Origin of the sequence: Acetobacter sp. DsW_063, from assembly GCF_002153745.1 — a bacterium.
Lineage (GTDB): Bacteria > Pseudomonadota > Alphaproteobacteria > Acetobacterales > Acetobacteraceae > Acetobacter.
In genome coordinates, this window is record NZ_JOPL01000009.1 from 33,569 (window position 1) to 56,352 (window position 22,784).

The 22,784-nt window shown below is 56.1% G+C and carries 19 protein-coding genes; 1 reads left to right on the top strand and 18 read right to left on the bottom strand.

The annotated features are described in order from the left end of the window. Nucleotides 1–30: 30 nt before the first annotated feature. The 3 genes from HK28_RS02280 to pheS all read right to left on the bottom strand — a co-directional run bounded on the left by HK28_RS02280 (nt 31) and on the right by pheS (nt 4,809). Nucleotides 31–1,179 carry an ATP phosphoribosyltransferase regulatory subunit gene (locus HK28_RS02280; RefSeq protein WP_086643007.1) on the bottom strand — a complete coding sequence of 383 codons (1,149 nt, stop codon included), beginning with the start codon at nt 1,177–1,179 and terminating at the stop codon, nt 31–33. 90 nt (nt 1,180–1,269) lie between these two features. After that, entirely contained in the window at nt 1,270–3,732 is a 2,463-nt protein-coding gene (pheT, locus tag HK28_RS02285; protein WP_086643008.1) for a phenylalanine--tRNA ligase subunit beta, read from the bottom strand. Nucleotides 3,733–3,735: 3 nt separating this feature from the next. Further along, on the bottom strand, nt 3,736–4,809 hold the full coding sequence (pheS, locus tag HK28_RS02290) for a phenylalanine--tRNA ligase subunit alpha (RefSeq protein ID WP_086643009.1): 1,074 nt from the start codon (nt 4,807–4,809) through the stop codon (nt 3,736–3,738). Nucleotides 4,810–5,088: 279 nt separating this feature from the next. On the opposite strand from pheS, the gene HK28_RS02295 reads away from it, so the two are divergent. Next, on the top strand, nt 5,089–7,257 hold the full coding sequence (locus tag HK28_RS02295) for a hypothetical protein (protein ID WP_158093360.1): 2,169 nt from the start codon (nt 5,089–5,091) through the stop codon (nt 7,255–7,257). A 165-nt stretch (nt 7,258–7,422) separates the two neighbouring features. Here HK28_RS02295 and HK28_RS02300 read toward each other — a convergent pair whose 3' ends face one another. The 15 genes from HK28_RS02300 to HK28_RS02370 form a co-directional block, all read right to left on the bottom strand. After that, on the bottom strand, nt 7,423–8,010 hold the full coding sequence (locus HK28_RS02300) for a hypothetical protein (protein WP_158093361.1): 588 nt from the start codon (nt 8,008–8,010) through the stop codon (nt 7,423–7,425). A gap of 491 nt (nt 8,011–8,501) precedes the next feature. After that, nucleotides 8,502–10,616, bottom strand: coding sequence for a flagellar biosynthesis protein FlhA (gene flhA, locus HK28_RS02305; RefSeq protein WP_086643012.1), 2,115 nt, complete (start codon nt 10,614–10,616; stop codon nt 8,502–8,504). Between the two features lie 34 nt (nt 10,617–10,650). Further along, complete coding sequence (locus tag HK28_RS02310; protein WP_086643013.1) at nt 10,651–11,985, bottom strand: sigma-54 dependent transcriptional regulator; 1,335 nt, start codon at nt 11,983–11,985, stop codon at nt 10,651–10,653. Between the two features lie 9 nt (nt 11,986–11,994). Then, nucleotides 11,995–12,303, bottom strand: coding sequence for a flagellar motor switch protein FliN (fliN, locus tag HK28_RS02315; protein WP_086643043.1), 309 nt, complete (start codon nt 12,301–12,303; stop codon nt 11,995–11,997). 36 nt (nt 12,304–12,339) lie between these two features. Further along, nucleotides 12,340–13,017, bottom strand: a complete 678-nt coding sequence (locus HK28_RS02320) for a hypothetical protein (protein ID WP_158093362.1) — start codon at nt 13,015–13,017, stop codon at nt 12,340–12,342. Then, nucleotides 13,014–14,021: a flagellar motor switch protein FliG gene (gene fliG, locus HK28_RS02325; RefSeq protein WP_086643015.1), complete on the bottom strand. Its 1,008-nt coding sequence runs from the start codon at nt 14,019–14,021 to the stop codon at nt 13,014–13,016. The genes HK28_RS02320 and fliG overlap by 4 nt, the downstream gene beginning before the upstream one ends. 4 nt (nt 14,022–14,025) lie before the next feature. Further along, on the bottom strand, nt 14,026–15,690 hold the full coding sequence (gene fliF, locus HK28_RS02330) for a flagellar basal-body MS-ring/collar protein FliF (protein WP_086643016.1): 1,665 nt from the start codon (nt 15,688–15,690) through the stop codon (nt 14,026–14,028). Between the two features lie 285 nt (nt 15,691–15,975). After that, on the bottom strand, nt 15,976–16,368 hold the full coding sequence (locus HK28_RS02335; protein ID WP_086643017.1) for an iron-sulfur cluster assembly accessory protein: 393 nt from the start codon (nt 16,366–16,368) through the stop codon (nt 15,976–15,978). Between the two features lie 14 nt (nt 16,369–16,382). Continuing rightward, entirely contained in the window at nt 16,383–16,817 is a 435-nt protein-coding gene (locus HK28_RS02340; protein ID WP_086643018.1) for an SUF system Fe-S cluster assembly protein, read from the bottom strand. Further along, entirely contained in the window at nt 16,810–17,235 is a 426-nt protein-coding gene (sufU, locus tag HK28_RS02345) for a Fe-S cluster assembly sulfur transfer protein SufU (RefSeq protein ID WP_086643019.1), read from the bottom strand. Before sufU ends, HK28_RS02340 begins: the two co-directional genes overlap by 8 nt. A gap of 9 nt (nt 17,236–17,244) precedes the next feature. Further along, nucleotides 17,245–18,495, bottom strand: coding sequence for an aminotransferase class V-fold PLP-dependent enzyme (locus HK28_RS02350; RefSeq protein ID WP_198945767.1), 1,251 nt, complete (start codon nt 18,493–18,495; stop codon nt 17,245–17,247). Beyond that, nucleotides 18,492–19,841, bottom strand: a complete 1,350-nt coding sequence (gene sufD / locus HK28_RS02355; RefSeq protein WP_086643021.1) for a Fe-S cluster assembly protein SufD — start codon at nt 19,839–19,841, stop codon at nt 18,492–18,494. Before sufD ends, HK28_RS02350 begins: the two co-directional genes overlap by 4 nt. Beyond that, nucleotides 19,838–20,608: a Fe-S cluster assembly ATPase SufC gene (gene sufC, locus HK28_RS02360; RefSeq protein WP_086643022.1), complete on the bottom strand. Its 771-nt coding sequence runs from the start codon at nt 20,606–20,608 to the stop codon at nt 19,838–19,840. Before sufC ends, sufD begins: the two co-directional genes overlap by 4 nt. Before the next feature lie 99 nt (nt 20,609–20,707). After that, nucleotides 20,708–22,198: a Fe-S cluster assembly protein SufB gene (sufB, locus tag HK28_RS02365; protein ID WP_086643023.1), complete on the bottom strand. Its 1,491-nt coding sequence runs from the start codon at nt 22,196–22,198 to the stop codon at nt 20,708–20,710. Nucleotides 22,199–22,203: 5 nt separating this feature from the next. Then, complete coding sequence (locus tag HK28_RS02370; protein WP_086643024.1) at nt 22,204–22,704, bottom strand: Rrf2 family transcriptional regulator; 501 nt, start codon at nt 22,702–22,704, stop codon at nt 22,204–22,206. Nucleotides 22,705–22,784: the final 80 nt, after the last annotated feature.

Below are 22,784 nucleotides of genomic sequence, written 5' to 3' on the forward strand. Positions count from 1 at the left end.
AACAGCCGCAACAGGGTTGAACGAAATTGATCAGACGACTGGAAGCAGGTTACCGTCTTGCGCAATGTAAGAACAGGCAAGACGCCGAGCCTCTTCATCCAGACGGTCGTGCGGCTCAAGAGCCGCAACGGTCACGCGGCCGCCTTCTCGAACGGCTTGCGCGAACGCGGAATCCGTCCCAAATGGAAGATAGACACGGTCAGGACGCGCCCTACGCGGCGCAGCGCGAAACAGCGCCCCCGGGCGAAAGGTCAGACCGCAAGCCGGCTCATTATCATTGCAAAGGTAGCGCCCGCCGCGCCCCAACTCCTCGCGCGAACCGGCTGCATACACGGTGACGCAAACGCCCGTGTGGTATTTCCACCCACGGAATTCAACAGGATCCACCGTCAGGCGCAACTCCGGTGATCGTACGCGAACAGAGTCGACAGACGCCTTCAGGCGCTCGCTATACGCCCGCGCCGCCGCAGGCAAAGAGGCCGCGTCAAGAGCGGCAAGCGCCCGATCGGCTTCCCCCGCCGCGTTGAGCAGAGCGATGAGCGTGTCGGCGGCCGATCCCGCGTAACGCGCCACGGCGGCCGCGTCCTTGCGATCAAGCGCATGCATCAACGCCGTCCGCGTCGCCGCGCTCAACCCAAGTCCGTCGATCAGCGACGGCACGAGAAGCGGCATCGTGAGGTCAAAAGAGACCCCCGGCACACCAAGCCGGGAAAGAGCCTCAGCCGCCACGCACACGACCTCTGCATCGGCCACCGGGCTGTCCGGCCCAATCAGCTCGATCCCGGCCTGCCCGATCTGGCGCTCGCTCTGCCCCGCCACGCCGCCGCCGACAACCACCGTCTGTCCGGCATAAGAAAGACGAAGCGGGCGCGGAGCGCCATCGAGGCGCGTGGCCGCGATGCGGGCGATCTGCGGGGTAATGTCCGGTCGGAGCGCCATCATGCGTCGCGTATCCGGGTCCATCAGGCGAAACGCCTGATCGGCCACAGCTGCACCTGACGCCGACAGAAGAGAGTCTTCGAATTCCAGCAAAGGCGGCGCGACCCGCTCGTATCCATGTCCACCGAACACGGCGAGCAGAATCTCCGTGCCTTCCGCTTCCGCCTCGGCGTCAGGGGGCAGGAGATCAACGAACCCGGCGGGCAGCAGCGCCGGGGATAGGGGCGGATCGAACGTCATGCCGGGGTCATATCACCGCATCAGGAAAACGTCATGCCCGAGGCGCGCCCGACCAAGTGGGTGTGGCGGGCGCTCCTCGGACAGTTGGGCTCAGGAACGAAGCGTCGCGCCCGTCGCCTTGACGACAGCCGCAACAATCCGGGCCGCGACGGCCTCGATCTCCGCATCGGTCAGGCTCGCGTCACGCGGCTGAAGCGTCACTTCGACGCCAATCGATTTCGATCCTTCCGGCACTTTCGGCCCTTCATAGACGTCGAAAAGCGACACGCCCACGATCAGATTCCGCTCCGCGCCACGCACGGCGCGCAGAACATTCTCCACCGCCGTCTCCTTGTCGGCAAGGAAAGCGAAATCACGACGGACGGGCTGGAGCGGCGACAACGCCGGAGCGTTTTTGCGGCGACGCTTCGGATCGGCGATGCGATCGAGGAAAACCTCGCACGCCGTGACGGGGAAGTCGACGCCCGCTTCCTTCAGCACCGACGGATGCAACTCGCCGAACCAGGCGAGCACAGCCTTCGGACCAAGGCGCAGCGCGCCGGAACGACCCGGATGGTAATAGGACGGCGCATCGGCCGTCGTCGTCAGCGCTTCCGCCGCGACGCCGAGCGAGAGAGCAAGATCGATCGCGTCCGCCTTGGCCTCCGCGAAAGTCATCGGCGCGCCGCCGCCGCCGGGCGTCCGAGGCGTACGACCAGCCCGAAGCGCCGCCGCAACCGTCGCCTGTCCGTTCTCGTCGAACGCGCCGCCGATTTCGAACAAAGCGACGTCCGGCCACCCTCGCGCCGCATTGCGTTTCGCCGCCGAGAGAAGTCCGGGCAGCGGAGACGGCCGCATCTGATCAAGATCCGCCGCAATCGGGTTGAGCAGACGCAGGCTTTCGGGCGCTCCGCCAAATCGAAGCGCCTCTTCATGCGAGATGAAGGAGAACCCGATGGTTTCCATCAACCCACGCGACGCGAGAACGCGACGAGCGCGCGCCACACGCCCCAGAGCGGGGCTGATAGCTGCCGCAGGCACTGGCGAGAGCGCAGGCAGAGCGACCGGCGTAACGTTTTCCAACCCCTTGATGCGCAGGATTTCTTCGATCAGATCGCATTCCGGCTCAATCGCCGCCACGCTGGCGAACAGTTCGACCTGTCGTTCCGCTGAAATGCCGGGATCGGGATCCAGCAGGACCGGCTGCGCCACGTCGTTGCGCCAGGAAGGAACCGCGACCGTCACGCTTTCCTCGTCACGCCGCAGCGCCTCGAACCCCAGATGCCCAAGGATCGTCACACACTCATCGGGCGGCACAGCGAGACCGCCGAGCTCGGCGACGCGCCGGAAACGCAACCGGGCGTCTCGCCGCCACTCAGGCTGCGCGCCCGCCGATACGACCTCGCTCGCTTCGCCGCCGCACAGGTCGATGACAAGGCGCGTCGCCGCTTCCAGCGCCGCCACGGGCAACGCCTGATCGACGCCACGTTCAAAGCGGTGACGGGCGTCGGAGTGAATGCCAAGCCGACGTCCGCTCAGGGCGATTTTCACCGGATCGAAGATAGCGCACTCGATGAAAACGTCGGTCGTGGCGTCGGTCACTTCCGTCGCCTCTCCGCCCATGATGCCCGCGATGGATTGAACGCCAGCGCCGTCGGCGATCACGCAGTCATCGGCGTTCACAATATAGTCGCGGCCATCGAGCGCGCGGATCGTTTCCCCGCCACCACGGCAAACCGTCAGCACGCCGCCCTTGATGCGGTTCACGTCGAAGACATGCAGAGGCCGACCGAGGTCGATCGACAGCAAATTCGTGACGTCCACCAGACGCGAAATGGATCGCAGGCCGATCGCCTCAAGCTTCTCGCGCAGCCAATCCGGGCTGGGACCATTTTTGACGCCGCGGACGGTTCGTCCCAGCACCCACGGACAGGCTTCGGGATAGGTGATCACCCATTCGACGGGAGACGCGAAAACGCCCTCAACCGTCTCTGCGAGAAACGTCTTGAGCGTGCCGACACCAGCCGCAGCAAGATCCCGTGCGACGCCATGAACGGAGAGCGCGTCGCCACGGTTTGGCGTCACGGCGATCTCGATCACGGTGTCGTCGAGGTTGGCGAAATCCGCATAGGACTGGCCCGGCAGCGTATCGACAGGCAGTTCTGCGATGCCGTCCGTGTCCTCGCCCAGACCAAGCTCCCGAAGCGAACACAGCATGCCGTCGCTGGTCTCGCCGCGAATCTTGCCAGCCTTGATGGTGATGTCGAGGCCCGGGACGTAAGCGCCCGGAGGCGCGAAGATGACAGATATCCCCTCGCGCGCATTCGGCGCGCCGCAAACGACCTGCACCTCCCCAATACCGGGACCGGCGTCGACCTGACACACGCGAAGACGATCCGCGTTGGGATGATGAACGGCCTGAAGGATGCGAGCCGTGCGGAACGGCGCCAAAGCCGCGCCAAGTTGCTCGACTGACTCGACCTCAAGGCCAATCCGGTTAAGCGCCAGGCAGAGCTCGTCGACAGAGGCGCGCGTGTCCAGGTGGTCGCGCAGCCATGAGAGCGTGAATTTCATCGATCAGAACCCCTCGTGCAGCATCGCCGGCGCCAGCGGATCGACGCCGTAATGGCGCAGCCACCGCACATCGCTTTCATAGAATGAGCGAAGGTCGGGAATGCCGTTCTTCAGCATGGCCAGACGCTCGACCCCCATTCCGAAGGCGAACCCCTGCCACTCGCTGGGGTCGAGACCGCAATTTGCGAGAACGCGGGGATGGACCATCCCGGAACCGAGAACTTCCAGCCAGTCTTCGCCCTCGCCGATCTCGCCGGTTGTGCGCGACCAGCCGATATCGACCTCCATCGAAGGCTCGGTGAACGGAAAATATGACGCCCTGAAACGGACCGGCAAATTGGGCTTGCCGAAGAAGACGCGAAGAAACTCGATCAGGCAGCCCTTAAGGTGCCCCAGCGTAATCTCGCGATCAACCACGAGCCCCTCGCACTGATGGAACATAGGCGAATGGGTGGCGTCGTGGTCTGCGCGGTAGGTACGGCCGGGCGCGATGATACGTATAGGCGGCTTCTGCCCGAGCATCGTGCGGATCTGCACACCCGAGGTCTGGGTGCGCAGGACCCGCTCGACGTTTGGACCACCCGGAGACGGCGGCAGGTAGAACGTGTCCTGATCAGTGCGCGCGGCGTGATGAGCCGGGGTGTTGAGCGCTGAGAAATTATGCCAGTCGGTCTCGATTTCCGGCCCCTCGGCGACGGAAAACCCCATCGCGCCGAAAATCGCGGTGATTTCTTCGATGGCGCGGCTGACGGGGTGTACCCCGCCGCGCTCGGTCAACGCCACCGGCAGCGAGACGTCGACGCGCTCCTCCGCGAGACGTGCGTTCAACGCTTCGGTCTCGATTTCACGCCCACGGGCCTCGATCGCCTTGCCCAGCTCGTCGCGCAACTTGTTCAGTCGCACGCCCGCCGCTTTGCGCTCGTCCGGGTCCATACGGCCAAGTTGTTTAAGCAGTTCAGTCAACCGGCCCGACTTGCCCAGGACGCCAACGCGCACCGCGTCCCAGTCCCGGACGTTCGAAGCGGCGGAAAGCGCAGCCAGACATTCCTGACGAAGTGTGTCTACGTCGTCGCTCATTATGACCTCGCTTGCCTGTGGACCCGCGCGGGCCTCGTTCTGTGTCTAGGGGCGGATAGCCTCTCCGCGTCGCCGAGAAAAGCCCTGAGGCCAAAAGCCGTGTTGCGTCGGCCCAGGGCGCGCGACAGGGATAGCCGACCCAAGCGCTCTGCCGCCCCGCCCCGTGGTCCATCGTCGTTCCCCGGGCCTGGGGACGGGACGCGTATGATTTTGCCGTTTCGCGATCTCCTTCCGCACGTCCCGGAGGTGATGCCGAAATGCACATCTATGGACGACGAGATGCCCCCTTTCAGATACCGACACATCGTGAAGCTCACGACATCCACGGCGCTATCAATGCGGGTCGCGCCCGCATTGATAGGACTGCCGCTTCTTCTTTCCCCTGCAGACGCCGCCCGCGCGGCCTCGACATTACAAGTCACGTCCATCAACGCCAGCGCACTTATCGCCGGGACGGGCCAGACGCTCGGTGGCCTGGTTACAGCCGAATCTCAAGCAGCCGCGGCCGTCGCTACAGCCCAGAGCACGGCGACGCAGGCAAACGCCAGCGCCAGCGCGGCCATACCGTTGTCCCAAAAGGGTTCCATAGGCGGCGTCGCCACACTCGACGCCTCTGGCAACGTGACAGCGCCACTCTCGACGACTTCAACCGCTGCATCCGTTAGTTCGACTATCGGATGGAATTCGGCTCTGACATGGGCGATAAACTCCGGAACCGGCACACAGTACGCCAACCCGAAAATAGCGGCCAACCAACGGTGGCAAATGGGTACGGACTCGTCAGGAACGGCAATCTACGACGATTACCTCCCTCCCACACATCTGCGTCTCGGCGGGTCACAGGAATTCGACGGCGTTCCGCTCTTTGTGCACAACGTTCCCTATGGCCCAGACGATATGGGCGTAGTTGATGGCGTGTTCATGCAATCTGAAAACATGCGCGGTTCAGAGGCTGGCGTAGGACCTGATGGAGCGAGCGGCATTGCGTCATACGACAATTTCGACGCCGTGGCGCGCTACACGTTCGCCGGGACCAACTCTCCGGTTTTCGTCACCACCGGCAGCACGGTCACAGCTCCGGATGGGCTGACACATACACCAACATTTTCCGCAAACGGAGCCACCTTCGCAAATCCGCTTCCCTCGTCTTGGTCCACCTGGATTATCAGCCATCCGCATGTGAGGATGATGACCAACGAACTGGGCTCGTCGAGCGGATATATCAAAACCTATGCAGGCCAACTCACGGGCTACACGACGAACTCCGCAGGGCTCGTAACCGCAATCAGCACCGACGGCTGGCGTATTTTCAACGCATCCGCCTCGACAACCAATCAAATTCCCGGAACAAGCACTATAGACGGTTCTACCCCCGCGCTGGATACCGTGTGGTCTAACTTTCAAGCGCCAGCGATCATGTTTGGAGTCTACACAAAAGCATTTGGCGAAAACGTCATATGCTCACTTCCCGGCCCTACTCCGAGCGCATCCCCCGGGGATATCAATTATCCCACAGGCAACGCCAACAACCAAGTACGTAGCTGCGAAGGTATCGAATACGATCTCTGGAATAATGACACCACAGGCAACACCGCATATATGCACGGCATAACCGTCGCGTACAGCGGAAACACCTCGCCCACAGCGGACAGCTACGACATGGATCTCGCCGGCGGCAATGCAACTATGCTCAACATCGCAGGTGAGTGGTACTCGGCAAATATTTCCTCGCGCCCCTTCTCATCCGCTGGCTATGGCGGGCCTGCCTACGCAGCAGGCTCGCAGTCGGTCATTGCCGAGTTTGATCAGTCTAATCGCCCAGGATGGGATGCTGACTCCGCATTTCCCACGTATTCACACAATATGAGGGTGACTTTGTGGAACACACGCAACACAAATGACGCCTCCAATACTAATGATTACAGCGATATCACAACAAACCTCGGCGTACAGGTCGATGGCCATGCCAGCTCGACATTATCCATGGATGGAACTGTACAAGAACATATGGAATTCAATCCCGGCAACTTCCCGAACGGTATCGCATTATGCGGGTACCAGATTTGCGGCTTCGCTATAAATGGCGCCGGTAGCGCACAGTTTAGCGCCGATGCAAATATATTATCCGGAAAGTCACTTCTGTTCACGAATACCGCAGGAACACAGACAGGCTCACTTTACGGCGGCACGGACGGCGCGATACATATTAATTCCACAACTGGAAGCGCCGGAATTTTCGCGGTCACCGCGACAATTCGGGCAAGCGGAGCTATTAATGCTGGAAACGCCACCTACTCTACTTTACCTGCATTCAGCTTAGCCGTGGGTGACCAAGAATACTGCATCGATTGTTACTCCACCTCAAATTCATCTGCCACTAAAGGCATTCCCGTGTGGTGGAACGGATCCAATTGGACTGATGCCCTCGGCGACACAGTAAAGCATTAAAGATATAAATGTTAAACAACCAGTGAGAGCGCATTGCCGCGCGCCCTCACTGGTTGTTTATTATCACAACATATTTTATAAAAAACAACTTCAATATTTGCATTTTTATTTTACAATAAAGACAATTTTCATATTAATTACATTGCGCAAAAATCTCAATATACTTCATTTTCCAACATAAACGGGATCACCCTGATGGAGCAATCTCGAGATCAAATATTCCGGAGTAAATCGCTTTAATCCTCCGACAATATTCGAACTGACGCCCGCTTCCGTCAACGCCAAACCACATGCGGCTGCGGCAACAATGTTGCCAATACGCCGACTTTGGTCTAACTTTGTCGCAATCATCATTCTTGTTCGAGCTTTTTGAAATATCTCTGCTATATCAGCTGACTCTTCAGAGTCCATACCGGCGGGAAGTACAAGACATAATTGCGCCCCTGCAACTGCACGAATTTCGACAAGAATAGCGTGAGCATCAGCACCGTAAACGTCTATCGCCTCGGTATCTATTAAAACGGGTTGTCCGTTCTTACGTTCGCGTAGAATCAATTTTAAACTCGAAGCATCAACAACAGAAAAGCAATCAATCTTCAGTTGCGCCATATGAGCCCGCAGCGCATGAGCGCCAACCGAGGTCGCGCGTTCAACACTTACGACAAACGGCTGCAAGCCACCAGCTTTCAAACGAGCTGCCAGTTTGGCGACCGTAAGTGTTTTACCAGAACCTGCGCCACCTACCACAGCCACGGGATATTTCCATGGAAGAAAAGAAAATTTTCCAAATGAAATTATACTACGTAATGAATCCTGTAGAGGCTTCTGATCCAAATATGACGTCAAAATTTCCGGCACACCATGCCACAATAATTTCTCTACGATCTCAAAATTTTCACTATTTCTACACACGACATACCTTTCGCATTTTCAGACACGAAATCCATTATTGATTTCGCCATTGACAATTTTCCGAATTCAAATTTCGCGCCAAAATAGGGCACATCCGCAATTGTATTTATTAACGCGACATTTAATTGAAATTACAATTTTTACTATACACAGCAACTTTCTCACTTTGATAAGCACCACAGAACCGCTCAGCACACCCCAACTTGACGAAAAAAAGATCTATGTATTTGGAATAAACAAAAAATATAAATTTATCGTAAAAGCATTTTCATATATAAATAACCTAAAATACAGCCCCTCGTTCATATACAAACACAATCTGAAAACGAAATTCAACTAATCGTTGCAATGGTTTTTATTTTGGCACGCGGTGCGATTTCAGTTTGAGCCAAGACTGGAGTGGCCAACCTCAATCTATCCAATATAGCATGAACAGCAACCCTAATACTTCCGCCCACAATCAGAACAGGCGCCTCGCCCATCGCGACCGCTTGATCCAAAACGACCTTCAAACGAACAATAAATTCATTCAATTTTGAGGGGGCAATCGCCAATTGTCTGTCATCTGGAGGGCCGACCATACTATCCTGAAGCAACGACTCCCACTCCGGACTTAGGGTGATTAAAGGAATGTAACCATTGGGACCGGTAAAAGTAGCACTAATTTGCCTACACAATCGCGTCCGAACGTGTGAAGTCAACAGCGACACAGAGCGCATACCCTGACCACATCCCTCTTGTATGCTTTCAAGAATTGCAGAGATATCTCTAATTGAGATCCTTTCGGAAAGTAACCCCTGCATTACACGCTGCACCGCATTCAACGAAATTTGAGACGGAATAAGGTCTGAAACCAATTTCTGTTGATCTCTGGGCATTTCATCGAGAAGCTTTTGCATTTCTGCATATGTTAGCAAATCTGCAAGATTTTCCCGCACCAATTCACTTAAATGAGTGACGATAACGCTAGCAGGATCGACGACTGTATAATTTTTAAATGTAGCTTTCTCACGCAGACCAACGTCAACCCACATTGCCTGAATACCGAACGCTGGTTCCTTCGTTTCCTCACCTGGCAAATCAGGCATACCCCCCTTAGAATTCATAACCAACAAACGATTCGGTCGAACTTCACCACTCCCAACTTCAATTTCTTTAATTTTTAAAGAATATCTATCTGAACCAAGATGTAAATTATCTTGAATCCTAACAGAAGGCAATATAAATCCCATTTCTGTAGCGATGGTTTTTCTCAATATTTTTATTTGCTCGGCAAGTTGCGGATTTTCTCCGCCAGCCAGACCCAACAAACCAAAACCCAGCTCCAAACGAATCATGTCAATTCTAAGAGAATCTGCAATTGGAGGCTCAGTGGGCGAGAGAGAAGCCTGCACAGTCGAAGATATATCTTCGTCTTCATTGACCGGACACTTAAATCTTGACCACGCAGCCATCCCACACACCCCCCCCAACGCCAGAAACGGAAGCGTTGGCAAGCCAGGTATGGCCGCAAGTATCATCGCCACGCTTCCGGCAAGAGCGAGCGGCTTCGCCCCCCCCCCCAACTGCCGTACCAACGTAACATCAGCACCACCCTCAGTGCCTCCTTTTGTAACCACGATACCGGAAGCAGTCGAAACCAACAGCGCCGGAATTTGAGACACAAGACCGTCGCCAATGGTTAACGTTGTGAACGCGGACGCGGCATCCCTGAGCGGCATCCCGTGTCGAATAACACCGACCGCCAGCCCTCCGAGAATATTGATTGCGGTAATAATCAGACTCGCAATAGCATCACCTCTCACGAATTTAGCAGCACCATCCATCGAGCCATAAAATCCGCTCTCCTCCTCCAATTCGCGACGCTTTTTACGGGCCATTTTGTCCGAAATTGCGCCAGACGCCAATTCCGCATCAATAGCCATTTGTTTTCCAGGCATAGAATCTAAAGAAAATCGAGCCGCGACTTCCGCTATGCGGCCGGATCCTTTTGTAATCACCATAAAATTTACAATAAGAAGAATCGAAAAGAGAATTCCACCTATAACAATGTCACCTCCCATCAAAAAACCACCGAATGCGGCCACGACATGCCCAGCCGCATACACTCCATCGCTCCCATGCGCCAAAATTAAGCGGGTAGTGGCAACTTCAAGAGAGAGCCTCAATAAAGTTGTCAACAGTAACAATGTTGGAAATGAAGTAAAATCTAATGGTTTTTTTAGAAAAAGAGCCACCATCAGAATCAAAACTGAAGAGGTAAGAGAAATGGATAGACCGGTATCTAGAATTAACGTTGGCAACGGAATGATTAAAATAGACAAGAGGGCCGTCACTCCCAAAGCCAGCCCTATGTCGGTTCCAGGAACGAGGCTCTTCCACGCTCCGGATTTTAGGTTTTCTACTTTAAATAACTTACCTATATCCTGATAAATTCCCCAATTCATTTACTTTTCCCGTCGCGTTTGTGTATCATGTCAATCACTGCTGCGTGGCCAACCCTAAAGATGGCCGAGGAACATTAGCTCCTTTTTCAGCATAATTTCGCAATTTGTTGCGAAGCGCGCGGATGGAAATTCCCAGAATAGACGCTGCATGCGTTCGATTTCCATCAGTATATGTAAGTGTATCTAAGATTAAAGCTTGTTCGACATCATCAACACTATTACCTACCCACGAATTTGTGTTTATTATCGACTTTTCGCTTTTTACTGAAGAAGAAATTTCGGCGGCGTTGAAGTCCTCGACATTGATTACATCACCTGACGATAAAAGAACCGCTCTGTGCACCGCGTTTTCTAACTCTCGAACGTTACCCTTCCAAATTCTACTTGTAAGGATTTCATTAGCTTTATCGCTAATGGTTCGCAACGACAGGCCGTTCAATTCGCAGTATTTCTTACTAAAATGCTGTGCCAGTGGAACAATGTCGAGCCGTCGTGATCGCAATGGTGGCACAGTAAGCGAAACGACGTTCAATCGAAAATACAAATCCTCACGAAATCGCCCTTGTTTTATTTCATTTTTTAGATCTCTATTAGACGTTGCTATTATCCGGACATCGAGTGGAATCGATGCATTACCACCAAGCCTATCTACTTCGCGTTCTTGTATTGCACGCAGAAGTTTTGCCTGCATCCGCACATCCATTTCACTTATTTCATCAAGAAGCAAAGTCCCGCCATTGGCCGCTTCAAAGCGTCCGATTCGACGCGTGGCTGCGCCGCTAAAAGCCCCTTTTTCGTGTCCAAACAGCTCAGACTCAATAAGAGTTTCTGGAAGAGCTGCGCAATTGAACGCCACGAATGGCCCCTTAGATCTCTTAGATTTTTTATGAATGTATCTTGATAAAATCTCTTTGCCAGTACCGGATTCTCCACACACAAGCACAGAAGCGTCAGAGATAGCAACCTTTTGTACCAGACATAGCAACTGCGACATACCAGGATCAATACTGATCAGTTTATGTGATTCAAACGCGACATCTTGTAAAAAAGAAGCCACCAAATCTGTATCAGGAGGAAGAGGCAAGTAGTCTTCCGCCCCGTCCGATATAGCACCTGCCGCCAATTCTGCACTCGCGGGTCCACAAGCCAATACGGGGACATGAACGCGCTGACTTGCAAGCCCATTCACAAGTGAGCGGATTCCGCACTCAACCTCGCAAATAACAAGATGATGGTTCCCATCGGAACACGCCCGGTCTATCGCCTGGGAAACGGTCCCCACGTGATCTACCTGCGCGCCTCGACTGATGACAATATTCGCAGCTTGTCCAAGTCGACTTCCGAGATACCCAACGATAAGAACACGCATATTCAATTTTCACGTCTTTTTTTCTGATTTTATTATCTCGGTCATGGTCACACCAAGTCTGCTCTCATCAACCATAACGACTTCGCCGCGCGCGATGAGTCTATTATTTACATATATATCGATTGCCTCTCCCACTCTCCGATCCAACTCCACAACCGCTCCTCTTCCAAGTTTCAGAAGTTGGCTTACTTGCATCGTTGACTTTCCCAGAACAGCGCTAACTGTTACCGGAATATCGTACACGGCTTCAAGATTATGCACATGAATGCCACCGGCATCCGAGGCGTCAATGCCAAGGTCAGTCAGCTCGTTTAGCATGGTCATATCATTCATTTATTACACCTATTTTTGACATTATTTTTCGGCCTCATCCGCAATATACATTAGTATATCTTTCGAAATAGACTCAAGGTTTCTGGTTAGGCATCCGTCCGGCCATGTTATTTCGATATCAGATCGACCCAGAATGGCGGACTTTTCAACAATGATCCACGGAAATTGAAAAATTTTTAACGTTTCATCCCGTTCCATAATTTCGTCGAATGTCAGTGAATTAATATTCACGGTAACTTTGAAACTATTTTCCAATAAAGGTAATACCTTACGACAAATCCCAGCCACCACATCTGCAGCGACAACTTCCTCAGCGACAGGATACGTTGCAAAAAATGAATCGAATAGAGATCTCGAAATAGACTCGGAGTACATTTGCATTTGACTTAGGAAAAATTTGTTTGATTTGTAAATTTTTTCGTTTATTTTTCTTACAATACAATTTATTTCTTCTTCTTGATTTTTTGATATTTCTTCAAGAATTTTCGCATTCGCCATCTTTACAGCAACAGAAACAGTCTTATCTAAGTACTCTTGAGAATAAGCCAATTCCACGTGGTGATCGACGGGAACATTTCCCGTTGTTTCTTCCTCTATTTCATTTTCCAAGACGTTTTCCTCCGAGGAAACCTCTGAAAAATCTTCTCCATAAGTAAATTTATTAAACAACGTCCTTTCACTGTACTCTGTCCGCATCACAGAATCACTTCATTATTGCCTGACGTGGGCGTTATATCTATCTCTCCTTGATTGGCCAATATTTTGACCGTTGCGACTATTTCTGCTTGAGCAGCATCGACATCTTTCACTCTCACAGGGCCGAGTGATTGAATTTCGTCTTGCAAAATTTTTCCCGCTCGTCCGGTCATCGCCGACAAGAATAATTTTCGTATATCTTCTGATGCGCCTTTCAATGCTAAGGGCAGACGCTCTCGATCCGCATCTCTCATGACTCTCATGATGGACTCCGGCGAAAGTCTCTTCATATCCTCGAATGTGAACATGAGAGCCTTGATACGCTCTGCATCTTCGAGATTTCGCCGTTCCAAGGCATTCATAAACTGGCCTTCGATTTTTCTTTCGAAACTGTTGAATATTTCAGCAAGAAGTTCGTGGCTATCTCTTTTTGTCGATCGCGCCAAATTCGCAATAAATTCAGAACGTAGCGTGGCCTCCACACTGTCGATCACGTCACGTTGTACGTTTTCCATACGCAACATACGAAGCATTACATCGACTGCGAATTCTTCCGGTATAAGCGATAGCACTCTGGCTGTATGAGCGGGATTCAAACGACCAAGAATTACAGCAACGGTCTGTGGATATTCGTTTCTCAGGTAGTTCGCCAAAACATTTTCGGGAACATTGGCCAACTTGTCCCACATCGTTCTGCCTGCGGGGCCACGTATCTCTTCCATAATCTGGCTGGCCCGGTCATCCGACAAGGCCTTGCGCAGAATTTTTTCCGTAGTCTCATAAGTCCCGACGATCATGTCGGTTGAGGAAATTGATTTCGTAAATTCTTTGCATACAGACTCAACAGTTTCAGCTGGAACTGGACCTATTGTCGCCATTGCCGACGAAATTTCCCTGATCTCACTTTCATGCATTAGAGCAATTAGTTGCGCAGCGCCTTGATCGCCCAGCGCCAACATGAGTATCGCGGCTTTTTGGGGGCCTGTTGCCTCTAATGTGCCAAGCATAAGACTAACCTTCAAGCTGAGGCGTAAGCCACGTGCGCATGATATTCAAACTTTCTTCGGGATTCGATATCGCCAGATCGCGCACTCTCTTGATTGCTGACGCCTTGAGACGACCATCTATTCCGGCCAGACTGACGAACTCTGCGGCGCCTTCATCTGGCCCCGTCAACGCAAGTTGCGTGACCGGTTCGTAGGCGAGCGCTCGAGAATCTTGAGGAACCGAGTTGACCAGGGCGGAGCCGCTTACGTCCTGCCCATTCTGCGCTCTTTCAACACTCGCTTCCACAGTCGCGGCGGCAATACTCTTGCGCAGTAGTGGTCGCGCGAAAAATACCAACGCCAGAAAGACCAGAAGCCCAGGAAGAACTGACTGCACCATGTGCATGACGTCGCCTCTGTCGAGCGACGTGCCCAGCCACCCGCGAATTTCAACCGGCGGGGGCGCTTCTTCACCAAACTTCATTGAGACGACGTTGACGACATCTCCACGCTTCTCGTCGTAACCGATCGCCGACTTGGCGAGCGTGGTCACGCGGTCAATAGTCGCTGCGTCCAGGGGCATCCAGATCGGCTTGCCATCTGCGCCAGGTCGAGTGACCCCATCGACTATCACGGCCAGACTGATGCGTTGCAACCGCGGCTGCGTCTGCACCAGCGTCTTCACCCGTTTACCTATTTCGTAATTGTTAGTCTCTTCTCTACGGTCGTTCTGACTGCCACTTTTAGCCTGACCCGCATTCGCGTTTGGAAGATTATTGGAAACCGTAACGTTTGGCTGAGCCTCCGTATTAACGCTCTTGTCGGTCGTTGTCTGTTGGGAACGCAACACTTGCTGATCAGGATCATAACTCTCCTGAGTGTCACGCACTTCGTCGAGGTTCATCGTTACCGAAGCTTCCGCGCGGACATGGGACGCCCCTAACGCAGGAGCCAACATTGTCTCAACCGTCTGCGCGAGGTGCGTCTCCATCGCCCGCCGCTGCTCTTCGACGGTCTGAATTTCTCCTCGCGCACCCGATTTGTCGCCCGCCTTGGCAAGAACATTGCCACGATTATCCACGACCGAAATGTTGTCTGGGCTCAAGTCTGGCACGGCAGCGGCAACGAGGTTAAGCACCGCCTGCACACCTTCCGCATCCAGCCTAACGCCTCCCATTGTCAGGAGAACGCTCGCCTGTGCGGCCTGTCGTTCGGTCGAAAACAGCTCTCGATGAGGGAGCACCAGATGCACGCGAACGCCGCGAACCCCACGGATTAGCCGTATCGAGCGCTCCAACTCACCTTCCAGCGCTCTGGTTTCCTGAATGTTCTGCTCGAACTGCGTCGTCGTCATCGAGTTTGCGTGGTCGAATATCTCGTAGCCGACAGAGCCGCCAGACGGCAGACCGTCACGCGCCAGAAGCAGACGCGCCGCCGCGATTTGATCACGCGGAACCTGTATACTGTCCCCTTGAGGCGAAACGACGTGCTGGATATGCGCCTTGTCGAGATCTTCGGCCATTTGAGCCGCTTCATGGAGATCAAGATCGCGATACAGCAATGACAACGGTTCCTGAGAACCGCGGAGCGCCAAAGCGCCCAGAAGCCCTAACAACCCGACGGCGACGACACCCAGCGTAATCAGACGCGGAACACCGAGCGACCTAAGGCTGGCAAGAATATCTTTCACGTAAGGCTTTCCGATCGGAAAGCCTTTAAGTGGTTCGACCCGCTGGGCTGTAATAACGTAAAGGAAATGTGGCGCACGATCGTCCGTCTCGGCAAAGCGTGATTTGACTGGACGATTGTGCTTGCCGGGCCTTACCCGACGGTTAACGCCTCGGCATTTTGTGCCGGGTAGGTCGTATTCGAGCGGGCTTGCGACGCAATGCCTGACAGAACATCAGTTGCAATCCGCGTCCGCAGAAATACGACGCCCCTCCACCCAGGAAGGGCTAACTCTGTGTATCGGCGGTCAGACGTGAAAGCTCTGTCCGCAGCCGCATCGGCCCTTCTCATTGGGATTGGCGAACACGAAGCCCGACTCCATTTCCCCGCTGTGGTAATCCATCTCGGACCCGATCAGGAATAGCGTAGCCTTGCGGTCCACGAGGACTGTAACGCCTTTGTCCAGTATCCGCTCGTCCCCGCTCTCCCCCTCCTCGGGCACGAACGTCATGTCATACGCTTTGCCCGAACAACCCTTCGTCGTCACTGAGATACGCAGCAACTGTCCCGCATGTGCGCTGGCGTAAAGAGTTCTCAGACGCTCCGCCGCGGCGTCTGAAACCGTCATTAATGGCGGCAACGCGCGCCGGGCGGTTTGTTTCGCTTCTGGAGCCACTACGGAGTTCTGTTCGGCGCTCATGTCCATACTCCCGGTCAAAACATGTTCAGCATCAGACGGGCCTCGTCGCTCATGCGCGACATATCCCACGGCGGATCCCACACGACTTCAACATCCGCCGACGCTACGCCCTGCACTTTCTCGACGGCGTCCTTCACCTGCAACGGAAGTTCCTGAGCGCTCGGGCAGTTCGGTGCGGTCAGGGTCATCTCCACCTTCACCTTACCATCATCGTGCAGATCGATGGCGTAGATCAGCCCCAGTTCATAGATATTCACCGGGATTTCCGGATCATGCACGGTCGCAATCGCCTCGATCACCGCATCTTCCGACGGCGCGCCCGAACTTTCTGGCGCCGGCGCTTCGCCATCCGGCGTCCAATGCCTCAGTTGCGACGAGTTCTCCACCTCAGGGCGCTCCTCGGGCTTCGTGGCGTCCAGGGCCGCAGGTGTCTGGTCCAGATCAGTCATGACCGAGCGCCTCCTCCAGCGCAGTCCAAGGCAACGTCGCACATCGCAGGCGCGACCGATGAGTCTTCAGTGGCAAAAACGCAGCCATGGATTCTGGCAGGTCGTTCAGTTCAACAGCAGAACCATTACCGAGCATGTGGTGAAACCTCCCGGCCATATCAAGGGCCTCTGATAGCGTGCGTCCCTCTATCGACCCCGCCATCAGGTCCGCCGAAGCAGCGCAGATCGCGCAACCCTTCGTGACATGTCGAGCGGCGGCGATGCGACCGCCATCCACACGCACGCCCAGAGCGACCCTGTCACCGCAGAGCGGATTGTTTCCTGCCGCCTGAGCCGTCGCGTCAGCGAGTTCTCCCGCATGATGCGGTTCACGCGCCCGACGAACGATCAGTGAGTCGTACAGAGAATCTCCGTCCACGGCCCGCCCTTAGACGAAAAAGCTGCGGACACGCGTAAGCGTCTCCGCCAGTACGGTTATCTCCGCCTCAGTCGTATACACTCCGAAACTGGCGCGGGCCGTGGCATTCAGGCCGAGACGCCGCATCAGCGGCTCCGCGCAATGATGTCCCGCTCGCACAGCAATGCCGTTCCGATCAAGCAGGGTCGCAATATCGTGCGGATGGACGTCTTCCATCGTAAACGACACCACACCCCCACGATCCGCCGGACGGCCAACGATCTTGAGGCCAGGAACCTCCGGCAGCACCCGCAAGGCGTGCGCCGTCAGCGCCGTCTCATGCGCAGATATGGCGTCGAAACCCACGCCCTCGACCCAGTCGATCGCAGCGCCCAACCCGACAGCTTCGACGATTGCGGGCGTGCCAGCCTCAAACTTCGCCGGCGGAGGCGCCCAGGTTGAATGCTCAAAAGTGACTGTCGAAATCATGTCGCCGCCACCCATGAACGGCGGCATTTCCTCCAGCAACTCCCTGCGCGCCCAGAGCGCGCCGATCCCGCTCGGGCCGTACAGTTTATGCCCGGTGAACACATAGAAATCTGCGTCGAGCGCACGAACGTTGACGCGACGGTGCACCACGGCCTGACTGCCGTCGAACAGGATTTTCGCGCCAGCCGCATGCGCCATGTCCGCCAGACGTCGCGCAGGCGTTACAGTACCGAGCACATTCGACATGTGCGTTATCGCCACGAGAGCGACCTTCCCGTCGGACAGTAAGTCACCGTATGCCTCAATATCGAGATCACCGTCATCGGTGACAGGCGCAACGCGCAGTTCCACGCCCAAACGATCACGCAGTAGCTGCCACGGGACGATGTTCGAATGATGCTCCATCTCGGAGATCAGAACGACCTGTCCGGGCTTCAACAGAGAGCCGTACGAATAGGCGACCAGATTGATCGCCTCCGTGCTGTTGCGTGTGAAGACGATCTCCTCGCGCGCATTAGCGCCGAGCAGCGTCGCCACCCGACTGCGTGCGATCTCGTACGCTTCAGTGGCGCGCTCGCTCATCCAGTGCAGACCGCGATGGATGTTGGCGTATTGCGTCCGCATCATCGTCGACATCGCGTCGATGACGGCGTCAGGTTTCTGCGCTGAAGCCGCGCTATCGAGAAACACCAGCGGCTTTCCATGCACAGTTTCCGAAAGGATCGGAAACTGGGCGCGCAGATGGGAAAGATCCGCCGTGTTCTTCGTGTCGAGCGTCGTATCTCCCATCATTCCGAGACCTCCCCGGCAGCTTGTCCCGGAACCTGCTCACGTCCGATCCGCAATGAAAGAGCCGCGCCGAGCGCTGTGTCCAGAAGCGCCCGTCCAGCCTCGTCTTCATGCAGATCAAGCACTTCGAGCAGAAACGCCTCAACCAGAATGCGCCGCGCCTGCGCTTCGGGCACACCACGGCTGCGCAGATAGAACAACTGCTCGTCGTCCAGCGCCCCCACAGTGGCACCGTGACTGCACTTGACGTCGTCAGCGTAAATCTCAAGTTCCGGCTTGGCGTCGATCTCGGCGTGCGGCGACAGCAGCAGCGCCTGGTTCATCTGATAGCCGTCAGTTTTCTGAGCAATCTGATGAACGTGCACCTTACCCTGAAACACGCCGCGCGCGTGATCGGTCAGCACATTGCGGATCGTCTGCCGGGAAATGCAGTCGGGCGCCGCGTGCGTGATGACGCTCGTGATGTCGCCAACCTGTTTCTCGCCCAGCAGCTGTGCGCCGTTTACATGGACAGCCGCCTTCGCACCGGAGAGACGCGCGTGGACCTCATGCCGTGCAAGATCGGAGCCAAGTCCCAGCGTGAAGCTGTCATAGGCGCCGCGCGCCGCGATATTGGCGTAAACCGTGGCGAGATGCGTCGCCCCGGCTGCTTCTTTCTGCACCTTCACATGCGTGAGCTTCGCGCCCTCCCTGACGTCGCAGGTCAGGACAGGGTTGTGAAAATACGTCGCCGCGCCTGCGCCACTTCCGCTCGAAACGGCGAGTTCGATCAGTTCCAGCGACGCGCCAGCCCCGAGAGAAACACTATGTCGAGGATGGAAAGAAACGGCCTCATCGCCCGCACATGCGACCGATACGAGAACGATCCGCTCTGCAGCCACGCCTTCCGCCACCGACAGACGCACGCCATCCGTCGCCAGCGCCGTGTTCAGCGCCACGAGAGGCTCGCGCTCTGGCGTCGCAAGCGCGTCGAATTCCGGCGACGCCGAGAAGCGTTCGAACGTCACACCCTCTGGCAGGGCCACGCCATTCGCTGGTGACGACAGTTCTGGAGCAAACCTTCCGTTGACCAGAACAAGACGCGGCGTGGACGCCAGCAATCCATCGCGCGGCAAGGACTCGTCGAGCGCGCGCCCGACCGGGTCGGCGTCAAAAGACGCCGCGGCCTCGCGAAATTCATGCCCTGCGAGCGGCCGCAGATGCGTGTAGCGCCACGCCTCCACGCGCGGTCCCGGCAGGCCTACGCGCCGCAGCTCTCCAACCGCCGCGTGGCGGATCGGATCCTCAATGCCGTCCAGTCGCGCCTCGAATGGCGCCAGACTGCGGCCAACAGGCGCTATCGCGTTCATGCCGCCTCCGCCAGGAACGACGCGTAACCCTGCACGTCGATTTCCTTCGCCAGTTCCGCGCCGCCGCTGTGAACAATGCGGCCACGCGCCATCACGTGAACGCGGTCGGGGTTCAGATAATCCAGCAAGCGCTGGTGATGCGTGATGACCAGCGCCGAAAACGTCGGAGACCGGAGCGCATTCACACCGTCAGCCACGATGCGCAGGGCGTCGACGTCCAGACCGCTGTCCGTCTCGTCAAGAATAGCGAGACTGGGCTGCAGCATTGTCATCTGCAGCACTTCGTTGCGCTTCTTCTCTCCACCGGAAAAACCGACATTGACGTTGCGCTTCAGCATCTCGTCAGACATCGAGAGCTTCTTCGTCGCCGCGCGAACGGTTTTCAGAAATCCGACCGCGTCCAGCTCCGCGTCGCCGCGCGCGCGGCGCACCGCATTCACCGCCGTACGAAGAAAATTGGCGTTGTTCACGCCGGGAAGTTCGATCGGCGCCTGAAAAGCGAGAAACACTCCGGCTGCTGCACGCTCTTCCGGCTCCATCGCCAGCAGGTCCTGTCCTTTGAAGGACACGGCGCCGGACGTCACCTCGTAGTCCTCGCGGCCGGCGAGAACATAGGAGAGCGTCGACTTTCCCGATCCGTTCGGCCCCATAATCGCATGGACTTCGCCCGGCGGAATGACCAGATCCACGCCACGGAGAATTTCCTTCGGCGCGCCATCGGCGTCGATTCTGGCGTGCAGACCGGAAATATTCAGAAAATCACTCATACCATGGCTCCCGGAGCGATCGTCTGGCCAAGTGCGCCAAGACGATAATCTATCCCTACTGTGTTTGCTTGCGACCGCCCGGAGCGATCGCCCGATATTTTACCCGACGCTGCCTTCAAGGCTGATCTGAAGAAGTTTCTGCGCCTCGACAGCAAACTCCATCGGCAGTTCCTTGAGCACGTCCTTGCAGAACCCGTTGACGATCAGACCGACCGCGTCTTCTTCCGAAAGCCCGCGCTGACGGCAGTAGAACATCTGGTCTTCGGAAATCTTCGAGGTCGTCGCTTCATGTTCCACGCGCGCCGCCATGTTCCGGTTCTCGATATACGGAACCGTGTGCGCGCCGCATTTATCGCCGATCAGCAGGCTGTCGCATTGCGTGAAATTCCGCGCTCCAGACGCTTTCGGCAGGATGCGAACCAGACCTCGATACGTGCTGTCGGAATGACCGGCGCTTATCGTCTTGGCGATGATCGTGGAGCGCGTGTTGCGCCCGATATGGATCATCTTCGTACCGGTGTCGGCCTGTTGGCGATTGTTCGTGACGGCGACAGAGTAGAACTCACCCACGGCCCCTTCGCCCTGCAGAATGCAGGAAGGATATTTCCATGTGATCGCCGACCCCGTCTCGACCTGAGTCCACGATATCTTCGATCGCGCACCGCGGCACGCGCCGCGTTTCGTGACGAAGTTGTAGATGCCGCCAAGACCGTTCTCGTCGCCCGGATACCAGTTCTGCACCGTGCTGTATTTGATGGAGGCGTCCTCCATCGCGACAAGTTCGACAACCGCCGCGTGAAGCTGGTTCTCGTCACGCATCGGCGCGGTGCACCCTTCGAGATACGAGACCGAAGCCTTGTCCTCGACGATGATCAGCGTGCGTTCGAACTGCCCCGTGTTGCGGGCGTTGATGCGGAAATACGTCGACAGTTCCATCGGGCAACGCACGCCCTTGGGAACGTAAACGAACGATCCGTCCGTAAAGACGGCGGAATTCAGCGCGGCGAAGAAATTGTCGCCCACCGGCACGACGCTGCCGAGATACTGGCGCACCAGATCGGGGTAGTCCCGAACAGCCTCCGAGATCGGGCAGAAGATCACGCCAGCTTCGGCCAGCGTCTTGCGGAAAGTCGTTGCGACGGACACGCTGTCGAACACCGCATCGACCGCGATCGGCATCCGGGCTTCCTCACCCTCCGGAACCTCGACGCCCGCGAGCAACGCCTGCTCATGCAGCGGAATGCCCAGCTTTTCGTAAGTCCGCAGAAGCTCGGGGTCGACTTCGTCCAGAGACTTCGGGCCAGCCTTCTTCTTCGGCGCGGCGTAGTAATATGCGTCCTGATAATCGATCGGCGGATGCGAGACCTTGGCCCAATTCGGCTCTTCCATCGTCTGCCAAGCTGCGAACGCGGCCAGACGCCAGTCAAGCAACCATTGCGGCTCTTCTTTGCGCGAAGAGATCAGCCGGATGGTGTCTTCGTTGAGCCCCTTGGGCGCGAAGTCCATCTCGATGTCGGTCTCAAACCCCCATTTATAGGAGGATTGCCCGAGCTTCTCGACCTGTTCGCGGGTCTCTGTAACAGCTGGCATCTATCCTATCCTCCCACCGCGCCGGTAAAATCGGCCACTCTGCCGCGCGTAGCGGCCATATCTGCGCATGCTTCGTCTGACTTCACGCGCGCGCCCCTCGCCCGTCCGCTCGTCTTCGCCATACGGGCGAGGGAGATACCGGACAAGGCTTCGTGAATCGCGTCGTTCACCGGGTCCCAGCACCCATAAAGCGCGCAATCCGGTCCGATCTCGCACCCGGCTCCACCGCTTACGCAAGCTGTCAGGGAAATCGGGCCGTCGATCGCTGCGATGACGCGCGCAACGGAAATATTCTCGAGCGGCACCGCCAGACGGTATCCACCGCGCGCGCCTCTCTGGGACGCAAGCAAGCCATCCCCTGCCAACGTCTTGAGAACTTTCGCCACAGTCGGTTCCGGAACGCCGGTTTCCGCCGACAACGTGGACGACGTCACGACGCCATCCAGTCGTCCCAGTTCGACGAGCGTCCTGACGGCGTAATCGGTCAGTTTCGACAGCCTGAACATACGAAGGTCACCTGCTGAAACGGCTTCGCTGCCATTAAGGACCAAATCAGTCCTGTTTCAACGAGACAGATGCTTCGCCG